Annotated in this window: 14 protein-coding genes; 10 read left to right on the forward strand and 4 right to left on the reverse strand. The window is 53.2% G+C overall.

Features of this window, described 5'->3' with window-relative positions; all coding sequences use genetic code 11:
* Position 1: 1 nt before the first annotated feature.
* From HMF8227_RS13965 to hemB, 3 genes are read left to right on the forward strand one after another with little or no spacing between them, the layout of a single operon-like run.
* Entirely contained in the window at positions 2-781 is a 780-nt protein-coding gene (locus HMF8227_RS13965; protein ID WP_109340766.1) for a TatD family hydrolase, read from the forward strand.
* Positions 778-2,667 carry a sensor domain-containing diguanylate cyclase gene (locus tag HMF8227_RS13970; RefSeq protein ID WP_109340767.1) on the forward strand — a complete coding sequence of 630 codons (1,890 nt, stop codon included), beginning with the start codon at positions 778-780 and terminating at the stop codon, positions 2,665-2,667. Before HMF8227_RS13965 ends, HMF8227_RS13970 begins: the two co-directional genes overlap by 4 nt.
* Positions 2,609-3,655: a porphobilinogen synthase gene (gene hemB / locus HMF8227_RS13975; protein ID WP_109340768.1), complete on the forward strand. Its 1,047-nt coding sequence runs from the start codon at positions 2,609-2,611 to the stop codon at positions 3,653-3,655. The genes HMF8227_RS13970 and hemB overlap by 59 nt, the downstream gene beginning before the upstream one ends.
* Here hemB and HMF8227_RS13980 read toward each other — a convergent pair.
* Together HMF8227_RS13980 and rhlB are read right to left on the reverse strand one after the other, a co-directional pair.
* Positions 3,652-5,172 (reverse strand): Ppx/GppA phosphatase family protein, encoded by a 1,521-nt coding sequence (locus HMF8227_RS13980; RefSeq protein ID WP_109340769.1) that lies wholly within the window; start codon positions 5,170-5,172, stop codon positions 3,652-3,654. The genes hemB and HMF8227_RS13980 overlap by 4 nt on opposite strands.
* On the reverse strand, positions 5,169-6,431 hold the full coding sequence (gene rhlB, locus HMF8227_RS13985; RefSeq protein WP_109340770.1) for an ATP-dependent RNA helicase RhlB: 1,263 nt from the start codon (positions 6,429-6,431) through the stop codon (positions 5,169-5,171). Before rhlB ends, HMF8227_RS13980 begins: the two co-directional genes overlap by 4 nt.
* Positions 6,432-6,530: 99 nt before the next feature.
* Between rhlB and trxA the strand changes: the two genes are divergently transcribed.
* Both trxA and rho read left to right on the forward strand, forming a co-directional pair.
* Entirely contained in the window at positions 6,531-6,857 is a 327-nt protein-coding gene (gene trxA / locus HMF8227_RS13990; protein WP_109340771.1) for a thioredoxin TrxA, read from the forward strand.
* Between the two features lie 266 nt (positions 6,858-7,123).
* On the forward strand, positions 7,124-8,389 hold the full coding sequence (rho, locus tag HMF8227_RS13995) for a transcription termination factor Rho (RefSeq protein WP_109340772.1): 1,266 nt from the start codon (positions 7,124-7,126) through the stop codon (positions 8,387-8,389).
* Positions 8,390-8,483: 94 nt separating this feature from the next.
* Here the strand turns inward: rho and rsd are convergent, their stop codons facing one another.
* Complete coding sequence (rsd, locus tag HMF8227_RS14000) at positions 8,484-8,945, reverse strand: sigma D regulator (RefSeq protein ID WP_109340774.1); 462 nt, start codon at positions 8,943-8,945, stop codon at positions 8,484-8,486.
* A 130-nt stretch (positions 8,946-9,075) separates the two neighbouring features.
* On the opposite strand from rsd, the gene nudC reads away from it, so the two are divergent.
* Positions 9,076-9,885, forward strand: a complete 810-nt coding sequence (gene nudC, locus HMF8227_RS14005) for an NAD(+) diphosphatase (protein WP_109340775.1) — start codon at positions 9,076-9,078, stop codon at positions 9,883-9,885.
* A gap of 1,315 nt (positions 9,886-11,200) precedes the next feature.
* Positions 11,201-12,271 carry a uroporphyrinogen decarboxylase gene (hemE, locus tag HMF8227_RS14010; protein WP_109340776.1) on the forward strand — a complete coding sequence of 357 codons (1,071 nt, stop codon included), beginning with the start codon at positions 11,201-11,203 and terminating at the stop codon, positions 12,269-12,271.
* On the opposite strand, the gene queG is transcribed toward hemE, so the two are convergent.
* Positions 12,268-13,410 carry a tRNA epoxyqueuosine(34) reductase QueG gene (queG, locus tag HMF8227_RS14015; RefSeq protein ID WP_109340777.1) on the reverse strand — a complete coding sequence of 381 codons (1,143 nt, stop codon included), beginning with the start codon at positions 13,408-13,410 and terminating at the stop codon, positions 12,268-12,270. The genes hemE and queG overlap by 4 nt on opposite strands.
* Here queG and HMF8227_RS14020 point away from each other — a divergent pair.
* Genes HMF8227_RS14020 through HMF8227_RS14030 form a run of 3 tightly spaced genes read left to right on the forward strand, consistent with a single transcriptional unit; the run spans position 13,410 to position 16,715 of the window.
* The gene (locus HMF8227_RS14020) at positions 13,410-14,921 is read left to right on the forward strand and encodes an NAD(P)H-hydrate dehydratase (protein ID WP_239421319.1); all 1,512 of its coding nucleotides are present in this window, start codon (positions 13,410-13,412) and stop codon (positions 14,919-14,921) included. The two genes, queG and HMF8227_RS14020, sit on opposite strands and share 1 nt — an antisense overlap.
* Positions 14,921-15,406 (forward strand): tRNA (adenosine(37)-N6)-threonylcarbamoyltransferase complex ATPase subunit type 1 TsaE, encoded by a 486-nt coding sequence (tsaE, locus tag HMF8227_RS14025; RefSeq protein ID WP_109340778.1) that lies wholly within the window; start codon positions 14,921-14,923, stop codon positions 15,404-15,406. The genes HMF8227_RS14020 and tsaE overlap by 1 nt, the downstream gene beginning before the upstream one ends.
* Complete coding sequence (locus HMF8227_RS14030; protein ID WP_420820540.1) at positions 15,384-16,715, forward strand: N-acetylmuramoyl-L-alanine amidase; 1,332 nt, start codon at positions 15,384-15,386, stop codon at positions 16,713-16,715. The genes tsaE and HMF8227_RS14030 overlap by 23 nt, the downstream gene beginning before the upstream one ends.
* Positions 16,716-16,717: the final 2 nt, after the last annotated feature.

Below are 16,717 nucleotides of genomic sequence, written 5' to 3' on the forward strand. Positions count from 1 at the left end.
TATGTATTTCGATATCGGGGTGAACCTGACCAGTCACCGCTTTGACTCCGACTGTGAAAGTGTCGTTGAGCGGGCCTTAGAACAAGGCGTCAACCAGATGCTGATTACCGGCACCGACGAGCAGGAAAGCCAGCTCGCCGCCGATATGGCCGGCCGTTATGAGCTGTTCAGTACCGCAGGCGTTCATCCCCATAACGCAGCCTCAGTGTCCACAAACTATATTCAGCATCTCGCCCGGTTGGCCCACCTGCCCAGGGTCAGAGCCATCGGCGAGTGTGGACTGGACTTTAATCGCGACTTTTCTCCCCGCGAGCTGCAGAAAACCGTATTTGAGCAGCAACTGGAGTTGGCCGTGGAGCTCCAATTGCCGGTATTTCTACACGAACGGGATGCTTTCGACGATCAGTTGAGACTATTAAAGGCCTACAATTCCAGACTGGTGGGGGGTGTGGCCCACTGTTTTACCGGTAGCCGGGCTCAGATGGAGGCCTATCTGGACTTAGGCCTCTATATCGGTATTACCGGCTGGTTGTGCGACGATAAACGGGGCCAGACACTACGGGAAGCCGTTGCCCATTTGCCACTTTCCCGCCTGTTGCTTGAAACTGACGCACCTTATCTGGCCCCAAAAACCGTCCGTCCCCGAATCCGCCGAAATGAACCCCAGTACATGCCCGTCATCGCACAGGAGGTAGCCAGGCTCAGGCAGCAAGAGCTAAGCCTGGTGCAAGAGGCCGCCTGGCAAAACGCTACCACCTTGTTCGGGGGCGCCTCATTGTGATCCTCAACCTGAATGACCGACAGTTCTCACGGCTCTGGCTGGGGCTGACTGGCAGTACCTTTATCCTGTTTTTTATCGTCGCCACCTGGCAGTTCAGTCACACCCTCTCGGGAGGCGCACAAGGCAAAATCATAGGACAGGGCGTCCAGGTTCTGAAAGAGCCATCACAAGAGCTATCACTGGAAGACATCCGCCAACTACCTCAACAGCAATGGCAAAACCATTCCTCCACATGGTTGTCTTTTGGTATCAGTGCGACCCCCTACTGGTTCCGTTTTGAGCTTCCCTATGCATCACAAGAACGGATACTGGAAGTAGATTACGCCCTGACCGATGAGCTGGATGTATGGTTATTCGACAACAAGCGCCTGATAGCCCATTACCAAACGGGCGATCAAAAGCCCTTCGCCGAACGTCCGATTAATAGTGTGAACTTTTTATTTCCTATCCCGCCCAATGCCAATCCGGTAGAGGTCATCATTCGTGCCGATAACCAGGGGGCGATTCGGCTACCCACAAAACTGTGGCAATCGCATGAATTCATTAGTTTTAAAGCTGAGAAAAGCTGGCTTTTAGGCATTTTCTTCGGCTTCATCGTCGCTATCTTAATCAGCCATTTATTTATGTTTGTGACCACGGGCAATATTGGTTTCTTCACGTACTGTGGCTATCTACTGTTTGTGTTATTAACACTGATAACAATACTGGGTATTGGGTATAAATATCTATGGCCGGAGAGTGTCTGGTGGCAGAAACATGCATCAATGGTGTTCGCTAACCTGGCTTTAGTTTTTGGCGTTTTATTCAGCCGCGAACTATTACAAGTAAAGACCTACCGCCCCCGGCTAGATAAGGGCCTGAAAGGCTTGGTCATACTGTTCCTGGTCAGTGTGCTTGTCAGCTTTTGGCTACCTTACCCCTGGGTATTACAAATCTTTATATTGCTGATGATAACCGCAGTGACGACAATTTTAATTACTGGCATTAGCTTCTGGTTGAAAACACCGCTTCCAGCCACCCGGTTATATACCATGGGCTGGTTTATTATGCTGTTCTGCGCCTTACTCGCCCTGGCCGACAACATGGCCTTGATTGAAACCTCATTTCGCAGCCTGCATTTGCTTATGCTCGGTGTCACATTGGAAGTCATCTTGCTGTCCCTGAGTCTGGCCATGAGTTATCGCCAGAAACTACTGGAAGTCACTCAAGCCAAACACAGAGCTATGCGACTGGAACAGCAGCGTCTGGCGGCAGAAAAGCAAGCCCACGAAGCGCTCGAGTATAAAGTTGAGGAGCGCACGCTGGAGCTGGAGGTTGCACTTAGGGAGCTGTCGGAGAAAAATCGCGAGCTGGAAGAATACACCACCAAGGATGCATTAACCGGTATTCGTAACCGTCGGCATTTTGACAAGAAATACCTGGCCGAAGTACGCCGCAGTCGGCGTCAGCGGTTTCCTTTGAGCATTGTGATGGTCGACATCGATCACTTTAAATCTGTCAATGATAAGCATGGGCACAGGGTCGGCGATGAATGTTTAAAGCAGGTAGCGCAAATGCTGGCACGGGCGCTGAACCGCCCCGGCGACGAGGTCTGCCGGTACGGTGGCGAAGAGTTTGCCATGGTATTGCCAGACACCGACCTCGACGGTGCCAGGCAATTGCTTGAAAGCGTCCGCCAGAGCATTGCCGAAACCCCATTTAAGGTTCAGCAAGACACATTAGCGATGACCATTAGCGCTGGCGTCAGCTGTGCCGTGTGTGAATTGAATCAACCGGACGAACAATTACTGGAATGGGCCGACCAAGCCTTGTATCGGGCGAAACAGAATGGCCGCAACAGAGTCGAAGTTCACGAGTCTAACTTACAGGAGAGTCAGAGTGTCTAGTTATCCCTACAGCCGCCCACGCCGCTTGCGCCGCACCGAGTTTTTCCGCCGCATGGTGGCCGAATCGCAACTGACCCCAGCCGATCTGATTTACCCCATGTTTGTGCTCGAAGGAAAGAATCGCTCAGAGTCAGTACCATCCATGCCGGGAGTAGAACGACTTTCCATCGACTTATTACTCAGGCAGGCCGAGCAACTCCTGGCTCTGGGAATACCCAGCATCGCCCTGTTTCCCGTCATTCCGTCAGACCTCAAGAACGACGCTGCGTCCGAAGCCTACAACAATGACGGCCTGGCTCAGAAGACCATTCGCGCGCTCAAAGAAACATTTCCTGAATTGGGGGTGATGTCTGATGTAGCGCTGGATCCCTTTACCTCCCATGGTCAGGATGGACTTATCGACGATGATGGTTATGTCCTCAATGACGCCACCATCGAGGTGTTGGAAAGGCAAGCCCTGAGCCACGCTCAGGCGGGAGCAGATATTCTGGGCCCATCCGACATGATGGATGGCCGCATCGGTGTATTACGGGAAACCTTAGAGACTGAGGGACATCACAACACCTGCATAATGTCTTATGCCGCCAAATATGCTTCCAGCTATTATGGTCCCTTCCGGGATGCTGTTGGCTCCGCTAATAACCTCAAAGGGGGCAATAAACGCAGTTACCAGATGGACCCGGCCAACAGCGAAGAAGCCCTGCGAGAGATTGCCATGGACATCGACGAAGGGGCAGATATGGTGATGGTCAAGCCTGGGATGCCTTATCTGGATGTGGTTCAACGCTGCAAAGCCGAGTTTGGGGTGCCGACTTTTGCCTATCAGGTCAGTGGTGAATACGCCATGCATCACGCCGCTTTTGCCAACGGTTGGCTGGAGAAAGACGCCGTCATATTAGAGTCACTGCTGGCCTTTAAGCGTGCCGGTGCCGATGGCATTCTCACCTATTTCGCCAAGGACGCCGCCGAGCTACTGGCCGACAATTAATGCACCGTCAGGCTCCAGCCCGCTTTGTGCTGGAGCCAGCATTCATTGGCCAGCTCCGCATCCAACAAAGGATGCTCTTTAAGCCACTGGGGGGGAAACCGCAGCTCAAGTTTTTGACCATCCAGCGTAATTTTAATCTCCGGCAACAAATCGTCCTTACGTCGCACCGACAGCACATGAGCCAGCCGCAACATACGACACATCAGCTTTAGCTTATCCGCCGTCTGCTGTTGGTAATTATCAAACAGACCCAGATCAATTTCCTGACGGTGATTAGCGACCAGGTCACGGATGCACTCCTGTTGCAGCTTGTTAAACCCTGGCATCGGCACGTGATTAAGAATGTAGCCTCCGTGACGGTGACTGTGCTTATAGCCAATGTGCAAGCCGATTTCGTGCAGGCATGAGGCCGCCCACAGCAATTCACTGACATCGGTGCCCAGTGCGCCTACTTCGCATCCATTTTGTCCGAGCTGCTGCCAGAGGTTCTCTGCTGTTTGCGCCACCCGCATGGCCTGATGTGTATCGATATGGAACTGGCGCATCAGGTTACCCAGCGTCTGTTCTCTGACGTTATCGTGTTGTATATTCTCCAGCATGCCGTAGATAAGCCCCTCACGCAGCGCTCCTCCGGCTATCTGCATTTGCTCAATCCCCAGCACCTCAAACAAGGCCGTGAGTATGGCCAGACCGCTGGGGAATACCGGACGACGGCTCTCTGCCAAGCCATCGATGGTTAATTGTTCCAGGCTGCCACAGTCGATGGCCTTATCGATAAATTCATGCAGATGGTGCAAACGAATGGCGTCATTGATGCCTTGGGATACCAGAATTTCAGTCACCGCCTGCGGTGTTCCCGAGGCCCCCAGGCATTGTTGCCACTGTGATTGGGTGAAGCGTTCAGCGACCGGCTCGATAACCATCTTGGCTGCTTTCATCGCCGCGTCGAAGTTGGCTCTGGTCAATACGCCTTCGGGGAAGTAGCGGGACAAATAGGTCACACAACCCAGCTCCAGGCTCACCAACTGCTCTGGCGTTTGCTCCTGTCCGAGAATCACCTCGGTGCTGGCACCGCCAATGTCAATCACCAGAGTCCGCCCCTGGTTGGCCGATGTATAGGCCACACCGAGGTAGATTTGACGAGCCTCTTCCTCACCGGAGATCACACGGATCTTGTGTCCCAGGATCTCATTGGCCTTGCGCACAAAAACTTCGGCATTGGTAGCCAGTCTCAGAGTCGCTGTAGCCACCACCTGGATGTGTTGCTGGGGAATATCTTTCAGGCGCTCGGCGAAGGTTTCGAGGCATTTCCAGCCCCGCTCCATGGCCAGTTCGTCCAACTCATTGTTGTCGTTCAGACCCGCCGCCAGGCGTACTTTCTGTTTAACCTTGCCAACAATGTGTACATGACCATGGCTGACCCTGACAATCAACAAGTGAAAGCTGTTGGAGCCTAAATCGACCGCCGCATAATACTGCTCCGGCCGAATGTCAGTGATCAGCGAGTCCGTACTCATCGATTGCTCTTTTTTGGATTCCGTGAACGCCCTTTATTGTAGTTTTTACCACTTTGCATACGCTTTTTATAGTGGGGCTTGGGCGGTGTCAAGTCGTCCAGCAACGCCGAGGCATCGTAATCACTCACAGGGATGGGATGGCGGATGTACTCCTCAATTGCCGGCAGGTTCAGTGCGTATTTTTCACAGGCAAAGCTGATGGCATGTCCACTCTTCCCCGCACGACCAGTCCGCCCGATGCGATGCACGTAGTCTTCTGCGTCATCGGGCAGATCGTAGTTAAACACATGAGTCACTTTTTCAATATGCAGGCCCCGGGCCGCCACATCTGTGGCCACCAGGATGTCCAACTTCCCTTTACTAAACTGATCCATAATGCTGAGGCGCTTTTTCTGCGGCACATCACCACTGAGCAAGCCCACACGGTGCTTGTCTGCTTTCAGCCAGTCATAAAGCTTTTCACAGGCGTGTTTCGTATTGGCAAAAACGATAGCCTTGTCCGGCCATTCCTCTTCCAACAGTGTTAGCAACAACAACATCTTGTCTTCGTTGGAAGGATAGAACAGCTCTTCCTGCACGCGGCTGGCGGTCATCTGCTGAGGCTCTATTTGCAAGTGAACAGGATCGTTCATGTGTTCATAAGCCAGTTCCTGCACCCTCATCGACAGGGTCGCCGAGAACAACATACTCAATCGTTTCGTAGCCTCAGGCATGCGACGGAATAAATAGCGGATGTCTTTAATGAAGCCCAAATCAAACATGCGATCCGCTTCGTCCAGCACCGCCACCTGAATATGTTCCAGTGAGAACAAGCCCTGCTTATAGTAATCGATGATACGGCCGGTCGTGCCGATGATGATATCTACCCCTTTTTCCAGCACTTCCCGTTGACTTTGATAGCCCTCACCACCATATATAAGGCCAAGCGATAAACCAGTGTGCTGGCTCAACATCTCGGCATCATTGAAGATCTGAACCGCCAGCTCGCGCGTAGGAGCCATGATAATAGCTCTGGGTTGATTGCCCGATGGATTTTCAGCTTTCAGAAGGTGGTGGAATGTCCCGGCAAGAAATGCGATAGTTTTACCGGTTCCGGTTTGTGCCTGTCCGGCCACATCTCGTCCTTCCACCATGGTAGGAATGCTGAGGGCCTGAATCGGCGTGCAATGTTGGAAGTTACTCTCACTGAGGGCCTTGACCACATCAGGATGCAGAGCCAATTCGGAGAAGTGAGTGTCAGTTAAATAAGTTGTTTGCATAGCTAATAGCTTATCTGTGCTTGCACTAGGTTTACGTTTTCGAGTACAAATTCCCGTTCCTGCCGACCAATGGGCAGCAAAAATTTTGGAGAATATTCAATGAGCGACAAAATAATCCAGTTATCTGACGACAGTTTTGAAGCCGACGTTATCAACTCAAGCACCCCTGTGCTGGTAGATTTCTGGGCTGAATGGTGTGGCCCCTGTAAAATGATCGCCCCCATTCTAGAGGATGTGGCGAACGAATTCGAAGGCAAATTAACAGTTGGTAAGCTGAATGTCGATCAAAATACCGACACGCCACCGAAATACGGCATCCGCGGCATCCCAACACTGCTGCTGTTTAAAGACGGTAGTGTCGCAGCCACTAAAGTAGGAGCCCTGTCTAAGGCTCAACTGACCGAGTTCTTAAACGAGAACCTGTAAGCGACACAGCCCGGCCCAGTGCCGGGCTTGTTTTTCCCTTTAGACCCGTAATTTCGCCGCTACTTAAGGTTTTTGATAAAAATCTAGACGCTAACCTGAATTGGTGCTAATTTAAGCGGTGTTCTCAGACGCTTATCGCCCTGAACACAAGTCCTACGCGTTTTCCGACGCATTCTGTTAATAAATCGCATAACGCAAAAAAGCAATAACAACATCTTGCGTGAGTAGCATAACGAGCACATTTTCAACCACTAAGACCCACCGATATGAACCTAACGGAACTAAAAACTAAGCCGATCAACGAACTCGTTGAGTTGGCACAAAACATGGGCCTCGAAAATATGGCCCGCGCCCGTAAACAAGATATCATCTTTGCCATCTTAAAGGCTCACGCCAAAAGCGGCGAAGACATTTTCGGCAACGGCGTATTAGAAATTCTGCAGGATGGCTTTGGCTTCCTGCGTTCGGCGGACTCGTCTTACTTAGCTGGCCCCGATGATATTTATGTGTCTCCCAGCCAGATCCGCCGCTTTAACCTGCGCACCGGCGATACCATTTCCGGCAAAATCCGCCCGCCCAAAGACAGTGAGCGTTACTTTGCCCTGTTGAAGATCAACGAAGTTAACTTCAATAAGCCGGAAAACTCTCGCAGCAAGATCCTGTTCGAAAACCTGACGCCGCTGCATGCCACCGAGCGTCTGAGAATGGAACGTGGTAACGGCAGTACCGAAGATATCACTGCCCGGGTTCTGGATCTGGCTTCCCCCTTTGGCCGCGGCCAGCGTGGCCTGATTGTGGCACCGCCGAAAGCCGGTAAGACCCTTCTGCTACAGAACATCGCCCAGTCCATCGCCGCCAATTATCCCGAATGCACCCTGATGGTGCTGTTGATTGACGAGCGTCCCGAGGAAGTGACTGAGATGCAACGCCTGGTTCAGGGCGAAGTCGTAGCTTCAACCTTCGATGAGCCTGCTAACCGCCACGTACAAGTGGCCGAGATGGTGATTGAAAAAGCCAAGCGCCTGGTGGAGCATAAGAAAGACGTCGTCATCCTGCTGGACTCGATTACTCGTCTGGCCCGCGCCTACAACACCGTCATTCCTTCATCTGGTAAGGTATTAACCGGTGGTGTGGATGCCAATGCTCTGCATAAACCCAAGCGTTTCTTTGGTGCAGCACGGAATGTGGAAGAAGGCGGCAGCCTGACCATTATTGCCACAGCCTTGATCGACACAGGCTCTAAGATGGACGAGGTTATCTACGAAGAGTTTAAAGGCACCGGTAACATGGAGCTGCATCTGCATCGTAAGATCGCCGAAAAACGCGTGTTCCCGGCTATCGACTTCAACCGTTCCGGCACCCGTCGCGAAGAGTTGCTGACCTCGCAGGAAGAGCTGCAGAAGATGTGGATCTTGCGCAAAATTGTGCATGACATGTCAGAAATCGACGCCATTGAGTTTTTGATCGATAAACTGTCCATGACCAAGACCAATGATGAGTTCTTCGACGCCATGCGGCGGCAAAAGAGCTAATCGCCGATTCCAGACGACAAACGCCCGCTGACAGCGGGCGTTTTTGTTTCCAAGTCCTTTGTTCTCCGGTGTATGCCGGCAACAAGGACCGGTGCTAAAGCTGTTTATACAGGCGGTTTATCAGTTGATCTTCCAGCTCCAGGCGAGTCTCTATGGCTTCTCCGAGAGCGGAGAGGTGTTTATCAAAACCATTGAGATTCTGCTCATCACTGATCGCAGCGTAGCTATCGTTGAAGCTGAGCGCCTTATCGGTGGTCGCACTAATAGCTGGATAGAGCTCGTCGGCCAAGGCCTTGCCTTTCTCCTGATCCTTACTGTTTTCCACTACTTTGTCATAAACCTCAAAGTGGCCCGCTGAGACATAATCCATCAATAATGAGCAGAAGTCTTCGATGCTTTGTGCATCCGGCAACGCCTGCGCATCGCGCTCAAAGGGCGGCAAACCGGCGAGGTGACAATATCTGACCAGCAACTCCTGACGCTCGTTCAGCCAGTTATCGATGGCCTGGTTGGCACCACCCCACTTCTGCTTGGCTTGTTCGTTCTTGGTTAGCATACGAATTCCTTACTTGCCCTGACTTACGCCAGAGACTCTATCGAAAAACCAGTATACCAAAGTTAGCCGCTGGCAAAACAGGTTCGACTCGGGTTAGGCTCTGGTCAGAGCCCTTTACAATATTGACCCTATGTTCCAGCTTCCTGAACCGAATCAAGACGCCTTCTGGTTTATTTTCAGCGGTAAAACCCTGTTGCAGCTTCGCCATCAGCCCGGTATGTTGCAGGCTCAATGGCAGGAACTGACCTTTCTGCATCATTACGCAGACCGGGTATTGCCACTGGAGCCCCACCAAGATACTCCGTGCTACATCGTGGATATGGGCCTTGAACAACCTGACCAGGACTTGTTGGAATCAGTCAGCCTCCGGCAAGCCCTAATGGCCGAACCCAAAGAAGCGTTCGGCGTTATGGCCCGCGCCTGGCAATTGACTCACTTTTACCGAACACATCGCTACTGCGGCCAGTGCGGTCAAGCCATGACACCGGTTAATTGGGAGTACGCCATGCATTGTCACCAATGCCAGCACCGCTGCTACCCCAGAGTATCCCCCTGCGTGATCGTCGCCATTACTAAGGGTGAGCAACTACTGTTAGCCCAGGGAGGCCGCCACAAAGACGGAATGATGTCGGTTCTGGCCGGTTTTGTGGAAAGCGGCGAGAGTCTGGAACAAGCTGTCCACCGAGAAGTCATGGAAGAAGTAGGCATCGAGATAACAAACCTGAACTATTTTCACAGCCAACCCTGGCCGTTCCCTCATTCATTAATGATGGGTTTTACCGCCGAACATGCCGGTGGTGAGATAAGAGTTGATGGCGAGGAAATCCTGCACGCCGACTGGTACGACATGGATGACCTACCCAACACGCCACCGAAATTGTCGATTGCCGGACGGCTGATCGAGCATGTGGTGAATAGGAATGTTCAAACAGGGACTTAGCAATTTACCAATGGCCGTGGGCCAGAATCAGGATCTGTTGGAGACCAACATAGACCTCCATGTCTGCCAGTCCCGTCACCCTGCCTTCCATTTAAGGGAATCCAACTTTAAGCACAAAAGTCCAGGCTTTGCACCCATGGTCCGTTAAAACACCCTGTGGCGGACAGGCGCCGGAAAAAGTGGGTTAATTATCACTGACGAGAATTAAGCGAAGACGAACAGGGATGTGAGTGTGAGCGACCCGCTTTTTGCAAGCCTGACCGACACGCTTAGGGGGTCCACGGGCCACCTTGGTCTTTTCCCCCATTTTTACTCGTATCGTCCTGATACTCGCCCTACGGGCCATCGTCGCTTTGCTCCGATGTTCACCGCTTTTCCAAAAAGCGGGTGTGAGCTGAAAAATGGGGCGGTGCGCCACGGATGGCGTATCGTATTAAGCAGGGAGGCTAATCCTGACATTTGCCCGTTCAATCACGGACATCACCGTACGCTAACACTGTCACCCTTCCATGGGGCGATATGCCAGCTCGGCCTTTTGCTTACAGCGTCCTGCCTCCAGCAAAAGCCCAGGTCGGGCATCCATTGCCCTCCCGCTCACCGCTTCATTGGCTGCGCGCCCTCGCCAATGACACGCGCGGTTCGCCCAAGGCCTCGCGTTCGCCGCTCTCGGCGTGACGTTAAGTCACCCCTCGTGCGCAAAGCGCACCGGACCGCCATGGATGTCGGAAATGCAGAAAACGCAGGAGCGGTTTTCTGTCGGCTCATTCCTGAACATCTCCCTCCAATTGCTCCTGCATTCGAGGGATACCATACGTCCTGCATATAAAAAAGCCTTACTCCGGGGAGTAAGGCCGTAATGACGTTAGCGTGGAGGTCCCGTGTTATCGGGCTTCTTTTTGTTTGGATTTTCACTAGCGCAACAGTTTTATAGCAGAGGGGTTACAAATTGCGCAAGTTATAATACCAATTCGTGCGGGCTTTTTTTCATTCAGCAAGATTAAAAGGGGCCCTGGCAAGGCAAGGTATCGATGGTTTAGTGGGGCTAAATCGAGGTGCCTTAACACAGTCAGAGTGCCTTTTAGGCTTGCCCAAAGGGAGCGGCCAGAAGGCCTTATCTCTGTGTTGGCGCTTCTTGACGTAGCTCCACTATGTCCGCGAAACCCCGCCTTGAACTAAGACCTTCTGACCCGCTCTGAGAGACCAAAAGCCCGCACGAATTGGTATAAAAAAATTGAAACATTTGCGTCATATCATCACATCCTGCCTGTTTACTGATAAAATGCGCTGCGTCTAGTGTCCCACTTTTAGGAAGTTTATGTCGTCTCTTAAAAACGATCGTTATCTGCGCGCCCTGTCAAAACAACCGGTGGATGTCACCCCGGTGTGGATGATGCGTCAGGCCGGGCGTTATTTGCCTGAATATCGCGAGGTGCGCGGTCAGGCTGGCGACTTTATGAGCCTGTGCCGCAACGCCGAACTGGCCTGTGAAGTGACTCTTCAGCCGCTGCGCCGTTTCGATCTGGATGCCGCCATCCTGTTTTCCGATATTCTGACCATTCCCGATGCCATGGGTCTGGGACTGTATTTCGAAAAAGGCGAAGGTCCTAAATTCGAACGGCCCTTGACTTCGATGGCTGAGATTGAGGCGCTGCCTAAGGTGGACCCAAACCAGGAACTGCAATATGTGATGAATGCAGTGTCCACCATCCGCAAAAACCTCAAAGGCGAAGTGCCGCTTATCGGTTTTTCCGGCAGCCCCTGGACCCTGGCGACCTATATGATCGAGGGAGGCTCCAGTAAGGCGTTTACCAAGATTAAGAAGATGGCCTTTGCCGAGCCCAAAGCCTTACATCTGCTGTTGGATAAACTGGCCGACGCGGTGATCGACTATCTTAACGCCCAGATCGAGGCGGGCGCTCAATCGGTGATGGTATTCGATACTTGGGGCGGGGTGCTGTCGCCCAGAGACTATAAAGACTTCTCACTGCAGTATATGCATAAGATTGTGCAGGGTCTGCACCGTGAGTACGAGGGACTGCGCATCCCGGTAACGCTGTTTACCAAAAACGGCGGTCAGTGGCTGGAAAGCATCGCCGCCACTGGTTGTGATGGCATCGGCCTGGACTGGACCACCAATATTGCCGACGCCAAAGCGCGAGTCGGTCATCTGGTCACTTTGCAGGGCAATATGGACCCTTCCATGCTTTACGCAACGCCCACACGCATCGAACATGAAGTGAAAACCATTCTGGCTGGCTTCGGTGAGGGCGAGGGCCACGTGTTTAACCTGGGTCATGGTATTCACCCCGACGTGCCACCGGAAAACGCCAAAACTTTTGTGGACGCGGTGCACAAATTTAGTCGCCCTTACCACCAGAAAGGCTAAGCGTCTCTGGGTAAGCCCTTCTCAATACTCCGGATCAGTCGCTGCTGCTGACGGCTGACCGGAGTCGCCTGATAACGACGACGTTCCTGCTGCGCCAATGCCCAGTCAATGTGCTCTCTCACGAGCTCACTGGATCGGGGCCGAGCCTGTTCCAGGGCTTCAGTAATGTCTATAGAATAAGAGGCATTCCCCAATGCCACCGCGATATTGCGCTGCCAGGACTCATGGCCGATACGCCGAATAGGCGAGCCCTGAGTCTTGCTCAGAAAGGTCTCTTCATCCCACGCAAACAAGTCCAAGAGTTCCTGCTGATGTAAATTCTGCCGGGGATGAAAATCGCCCTCATCGGTAAGCTGCCCATAGCGATTCCAGGGGCAGATAAGCTGGCAATCATCACAGCCGTAGATACGATTCCCCAATAAGGGCCGGTACTGCTCAGGAATTGCGCCCTTAAGTTCGATAGTCAGATAGGAAATGCATTTTCTGGCATCTACCACATAGGGTTCGACAATGGCCCCAGTCGGGCAGGCTGTCAGACAAGCGGTACAATTACCGCAGGCTTCTTCGACAGGCTGATCTACCGGCAAGGGCAAACTAATAAACAGTTCACCCAGAAAAAACCAGGAACCGGCGTCTTTACTGAGTGTCAGTGAGTGCTTACCGGTCCAGCCGATCCCGGCCTTCTCGGCAATGGCATGTTCCAAGACCGGCGCCGAATCAACGAACGGCCGAAAGTTTAATGCTTCACAGTGCTGCTGGATTTTCTGCCCCAGCTGCTTAAGACGCTTCCTTAACAGCTTATGATAATCCCGCCCCACCGCATAACGACTCACATAGCCTTTCTGCGGATCCTTTAAGGTCCTTGCAAAGCTGGCGTCGGGGGGTAGATAGTTCATACGCACACTCACCACCCGCACTGTTCCCGGCTCCAGCTCGGCCGGACGGGCGCGTTTCATGCCGTGTGCGGCCATATAATCCATCTCACCGTGCATCTGCCTGTCCAGCCAGGCTTGTAGGTGAGCTTCGTGCTGACTGAGATCCACATCGCTGATCCCCACAGCCTGGAAACCTAGCGCTTTGCCCCAGGCCTTGATATTTTCAGATAAGCTTTGTAATTGCTCGTCAGTGAGGTGTGCCATTGAAACACTATAACGCCCTTGAAAGACCCCTGAGTCTATCACAGAAGCTGTATACTGCCGATGAGGTTCGCAGGCAAGAGCCCCAGGCCGCCCAGCAAGCTGGCCTGGACATGTATACCCTGATGGAACGCGCTGGTATGGCGGTGTTCCGTCGCTTACAAGAGAGCTATCCCAGTGCCCGCCGCCTGCTGGTGCTAGTCGGTCATGGCAATAACGGCGGCGATGGCTACGTGGTAGCACGCCTGGCCCGTCAGCAAGGACTGGATGTGACCCTGTGTGCCTTAGGCAACGCCGATAAGTATTCGGACGATACTCGCCGCGCCAGCCATCTGTGGCAGGAGATCGGTGGTGTGGACCAGGCCTGGCCGGTAACACTCGGCGACTTTGATCTCATCATAGACGGAATCTTAGGTACCGGCGTTAAGGGCGCGGTTAAATCGCCGTACAAAGAGATCATCGAGGCAGTCAATGGTTCCTCCACCGAAGTACTGAGTATCGATATCCCCTCTGGCGTGCCCGCCGATACGGGATTTACCGGGGGAGAAGCAATCCAGGCCAATCATACGGTAACCCTGGTGGCTATTAAGCCCGGACTGGTCACCGGTCAGGGCAAAGCCCATTGTGGTGAACTGCACTTTAACCCACTCGGCATTGGCGATATTTTCGACGCCCGTGCCACACATTCCGCCTTGCATGTTGGCTTTAAGCAGTTGGCTCCCTTGCCCGCCAGAGTAGCAACAGCCCATAAGAACAGCTGCGGGCGACTGCTCTGCATTGGCGGTAATGTGGGTATGGCCGGGGCTATACGATTAACAGGAGAGGCAGCCTTGCGTGCCGGCTCGGGTCCGGTAAAAGTCCTATGTCACAGAGACTCCGTAGCCACCGTTAGCCAGGGCCGCCCCGAGCTTATGGTCAGTGGCGATGCCAGCCAACTCGACACCCTACTACAATGGGCCACCACCGTCGTACTGGGCCCGGGCTTAGGCACCGATGACTGGGGCACCAGCCTGTTTCTGCGCACCATGAACATATTAAGCCGCACTCCTAAGTCCTTGGTATTGGATGCCGACGGACTAAACCTGTGGGCTTCACATCAGGAACTTAGCCTGCCTGAATCCACCATCATCACGCCTCACCCCGGAGAAGCCGCCCGCATTCTGGATAATCAAGGCAAAGACATTGAGCAGGATCGGTTTACCGCTGCCAGGCAATTACAGGAGGTCAGCCACACAACCGTAATCCTGAAAGGTGCTGGCAGCCTGATTGCTGATGACAAGCGAACTGCCGTCTGCCAGGACGGCAATCCGGGCATGGCCACCCCCGGCATGGGCGATGTGCTCAGCGGGGTCTTAGGCGGTCTGCTGGCACAGGGCATCCCTCCCGCCGAGGCGGCTTTGCTAGGCACTTGTCTGCATAGCCGTGCGGCCGATCTGGATGCTGCAAATCAAGGGCAACGTGGTATGATCGCCAGCGACGTTATCCACCGAATCCGGGAACTGGTGAATCACTGATGCAGCTCGAGTTTTATTGTGCCGATGAACAAGCTACCCAAGCGTTGGCGCAACAGTTAGCCAAACATTGCCAACACGCCATGGTGGTCTACCTTAATGGCGATTTAGGTGCCGGTAAAACCAGCTTTTGTCGTGCCTTTATTCAGGCCAGGGGGTATTCCGGTAGGGTCAAAAGCCCCACCTATACTCTGGTAGAACCCTATGAAGTCCGAGGCTGGCGGCTGTTTCACTTTGACCTCTATCGCCTGGCCGATCCTGAAGAGCTGGAGTTTATCGGTATTCGTGATTATTTTGCCGAAGACTGCATCAGTCTGATCGAGTGGCCGGAAAAAGGTGCCGGCCTCTTGGCAGCGGCCGATCTGCAGATTAATATAAATTTTACCGGCGACGGACGAACTCTGAAGCTGGAAAGCCAGTCTGAAAAGGGCGACCTCTTATTACAACAATTACGCACCACAACCCATGACAGCAAAATGTCTTACTAAATTACTGTTTGTGACAGCCGGACTGATGTTACTGGTCAGCGGCTCTGTTTTGGGCGCCAGCAACAAAATCGATGGTGTACGCATCTGGCCTTCTCCTACCAGTACCCGGGTGGTGCTGGATATGCAGTCAAAACCCGATTTCACTTACTTCAACCTGAACAACCCGCGTCGCTTGGTGATTGATCTGGCTAATACAGAAAAAACCCTCAACTTAAGCCAGATCAGTAATGATAGCGATGTGTTGGGCAAGTTACGTTACTCCAGCCCCAAGAATGCCTCAGGCGTCCGCCTTGTGCTGGAGCTCAACGAGGACGTAAACACGGAAATCTTTGCCCTGCCGCCCACCAAGCCCTATCAGGATCGCTTGGTTATCGACTTGGAGCGCAAAGGAGACCAGGGCGAACGGGTGGTCAAAAGCCGCAAAGACTCCGGCGAACGGGATATCATCGTGGCGGTGGATGCCGGTCACGGTGGTGAGGATCCCGGCTCTATTGGCGCGGCAGGCAGTTATGAGAAAAACGTGGTGCTGAGTATCGCCAAGCTACTGGCCGACAAGATCAATGACACAGAGGGCATGCGCGCCATTTTGATCCGCACCGGTGATTACTACGTGGGCCTGAATAAACGCACCGAACTGGCGCGTAAGCACAAGGCCGACCTGCTGGTGTCCGTGCACGCCGATGCCTTTCGCACCCCTGGGCCCAGCGGGGCCTCAGTATGGGTATTGTCCATGCGACGGGCCAACTCCGAGCTGGGCCGCTGGCTGGAAAGCACCGAGAAACACTCGGCGTTACTGGGCGGTGCCGCTCAGGTGATCGAAGACACCGCCAGCGAACGCTACCTGACCCAGGCGCTGCTGGATATGTCCATGGACCACTCGCTGTCCACCAGTTATGAAATAAGCCGGGAGTTGATCAAGGACCTGGACGAAATCACCCACATGCACAAACACAAGCCTCAGGCTGCCAGTTTAGCGGTGCTCACCTCGCCCGACATTCCTTCGATCCTGGTAGAGACCGGTTTTATTTCCAACCCCAGGGAAGAGAAGAACCTAAACTGGCTTAAGTTCCGCCAGAATCTCGCCAGCGCCATGCACAGTGCCATTACCCGTTATTTCCGCCGTATGCCTCCCGACGGCACCCTGTGGGCCAGACACAAACGGGAAAATCGTCACCACAAGGTCGCCCGGGGGGAATCTCTGTCACTGCTCGCCCAACGCTACAATGTGTCGGTATCACGAATTAAGTCAGCCAATAATCTCAGCTCCGATATGGTCAAGGTCGGCCAGGTGCTGACCATCCCTCGCTAAGT

Source organism: Saliniradius amylolyticus, from assembly GCF_003143555.1.
GTDB lineage: Bacteria > Pseudomonadota > Gammaproteobacteria > Enterobacterales > Alteromonadaceae > Saliniradius > Saliniradius amylolyticus.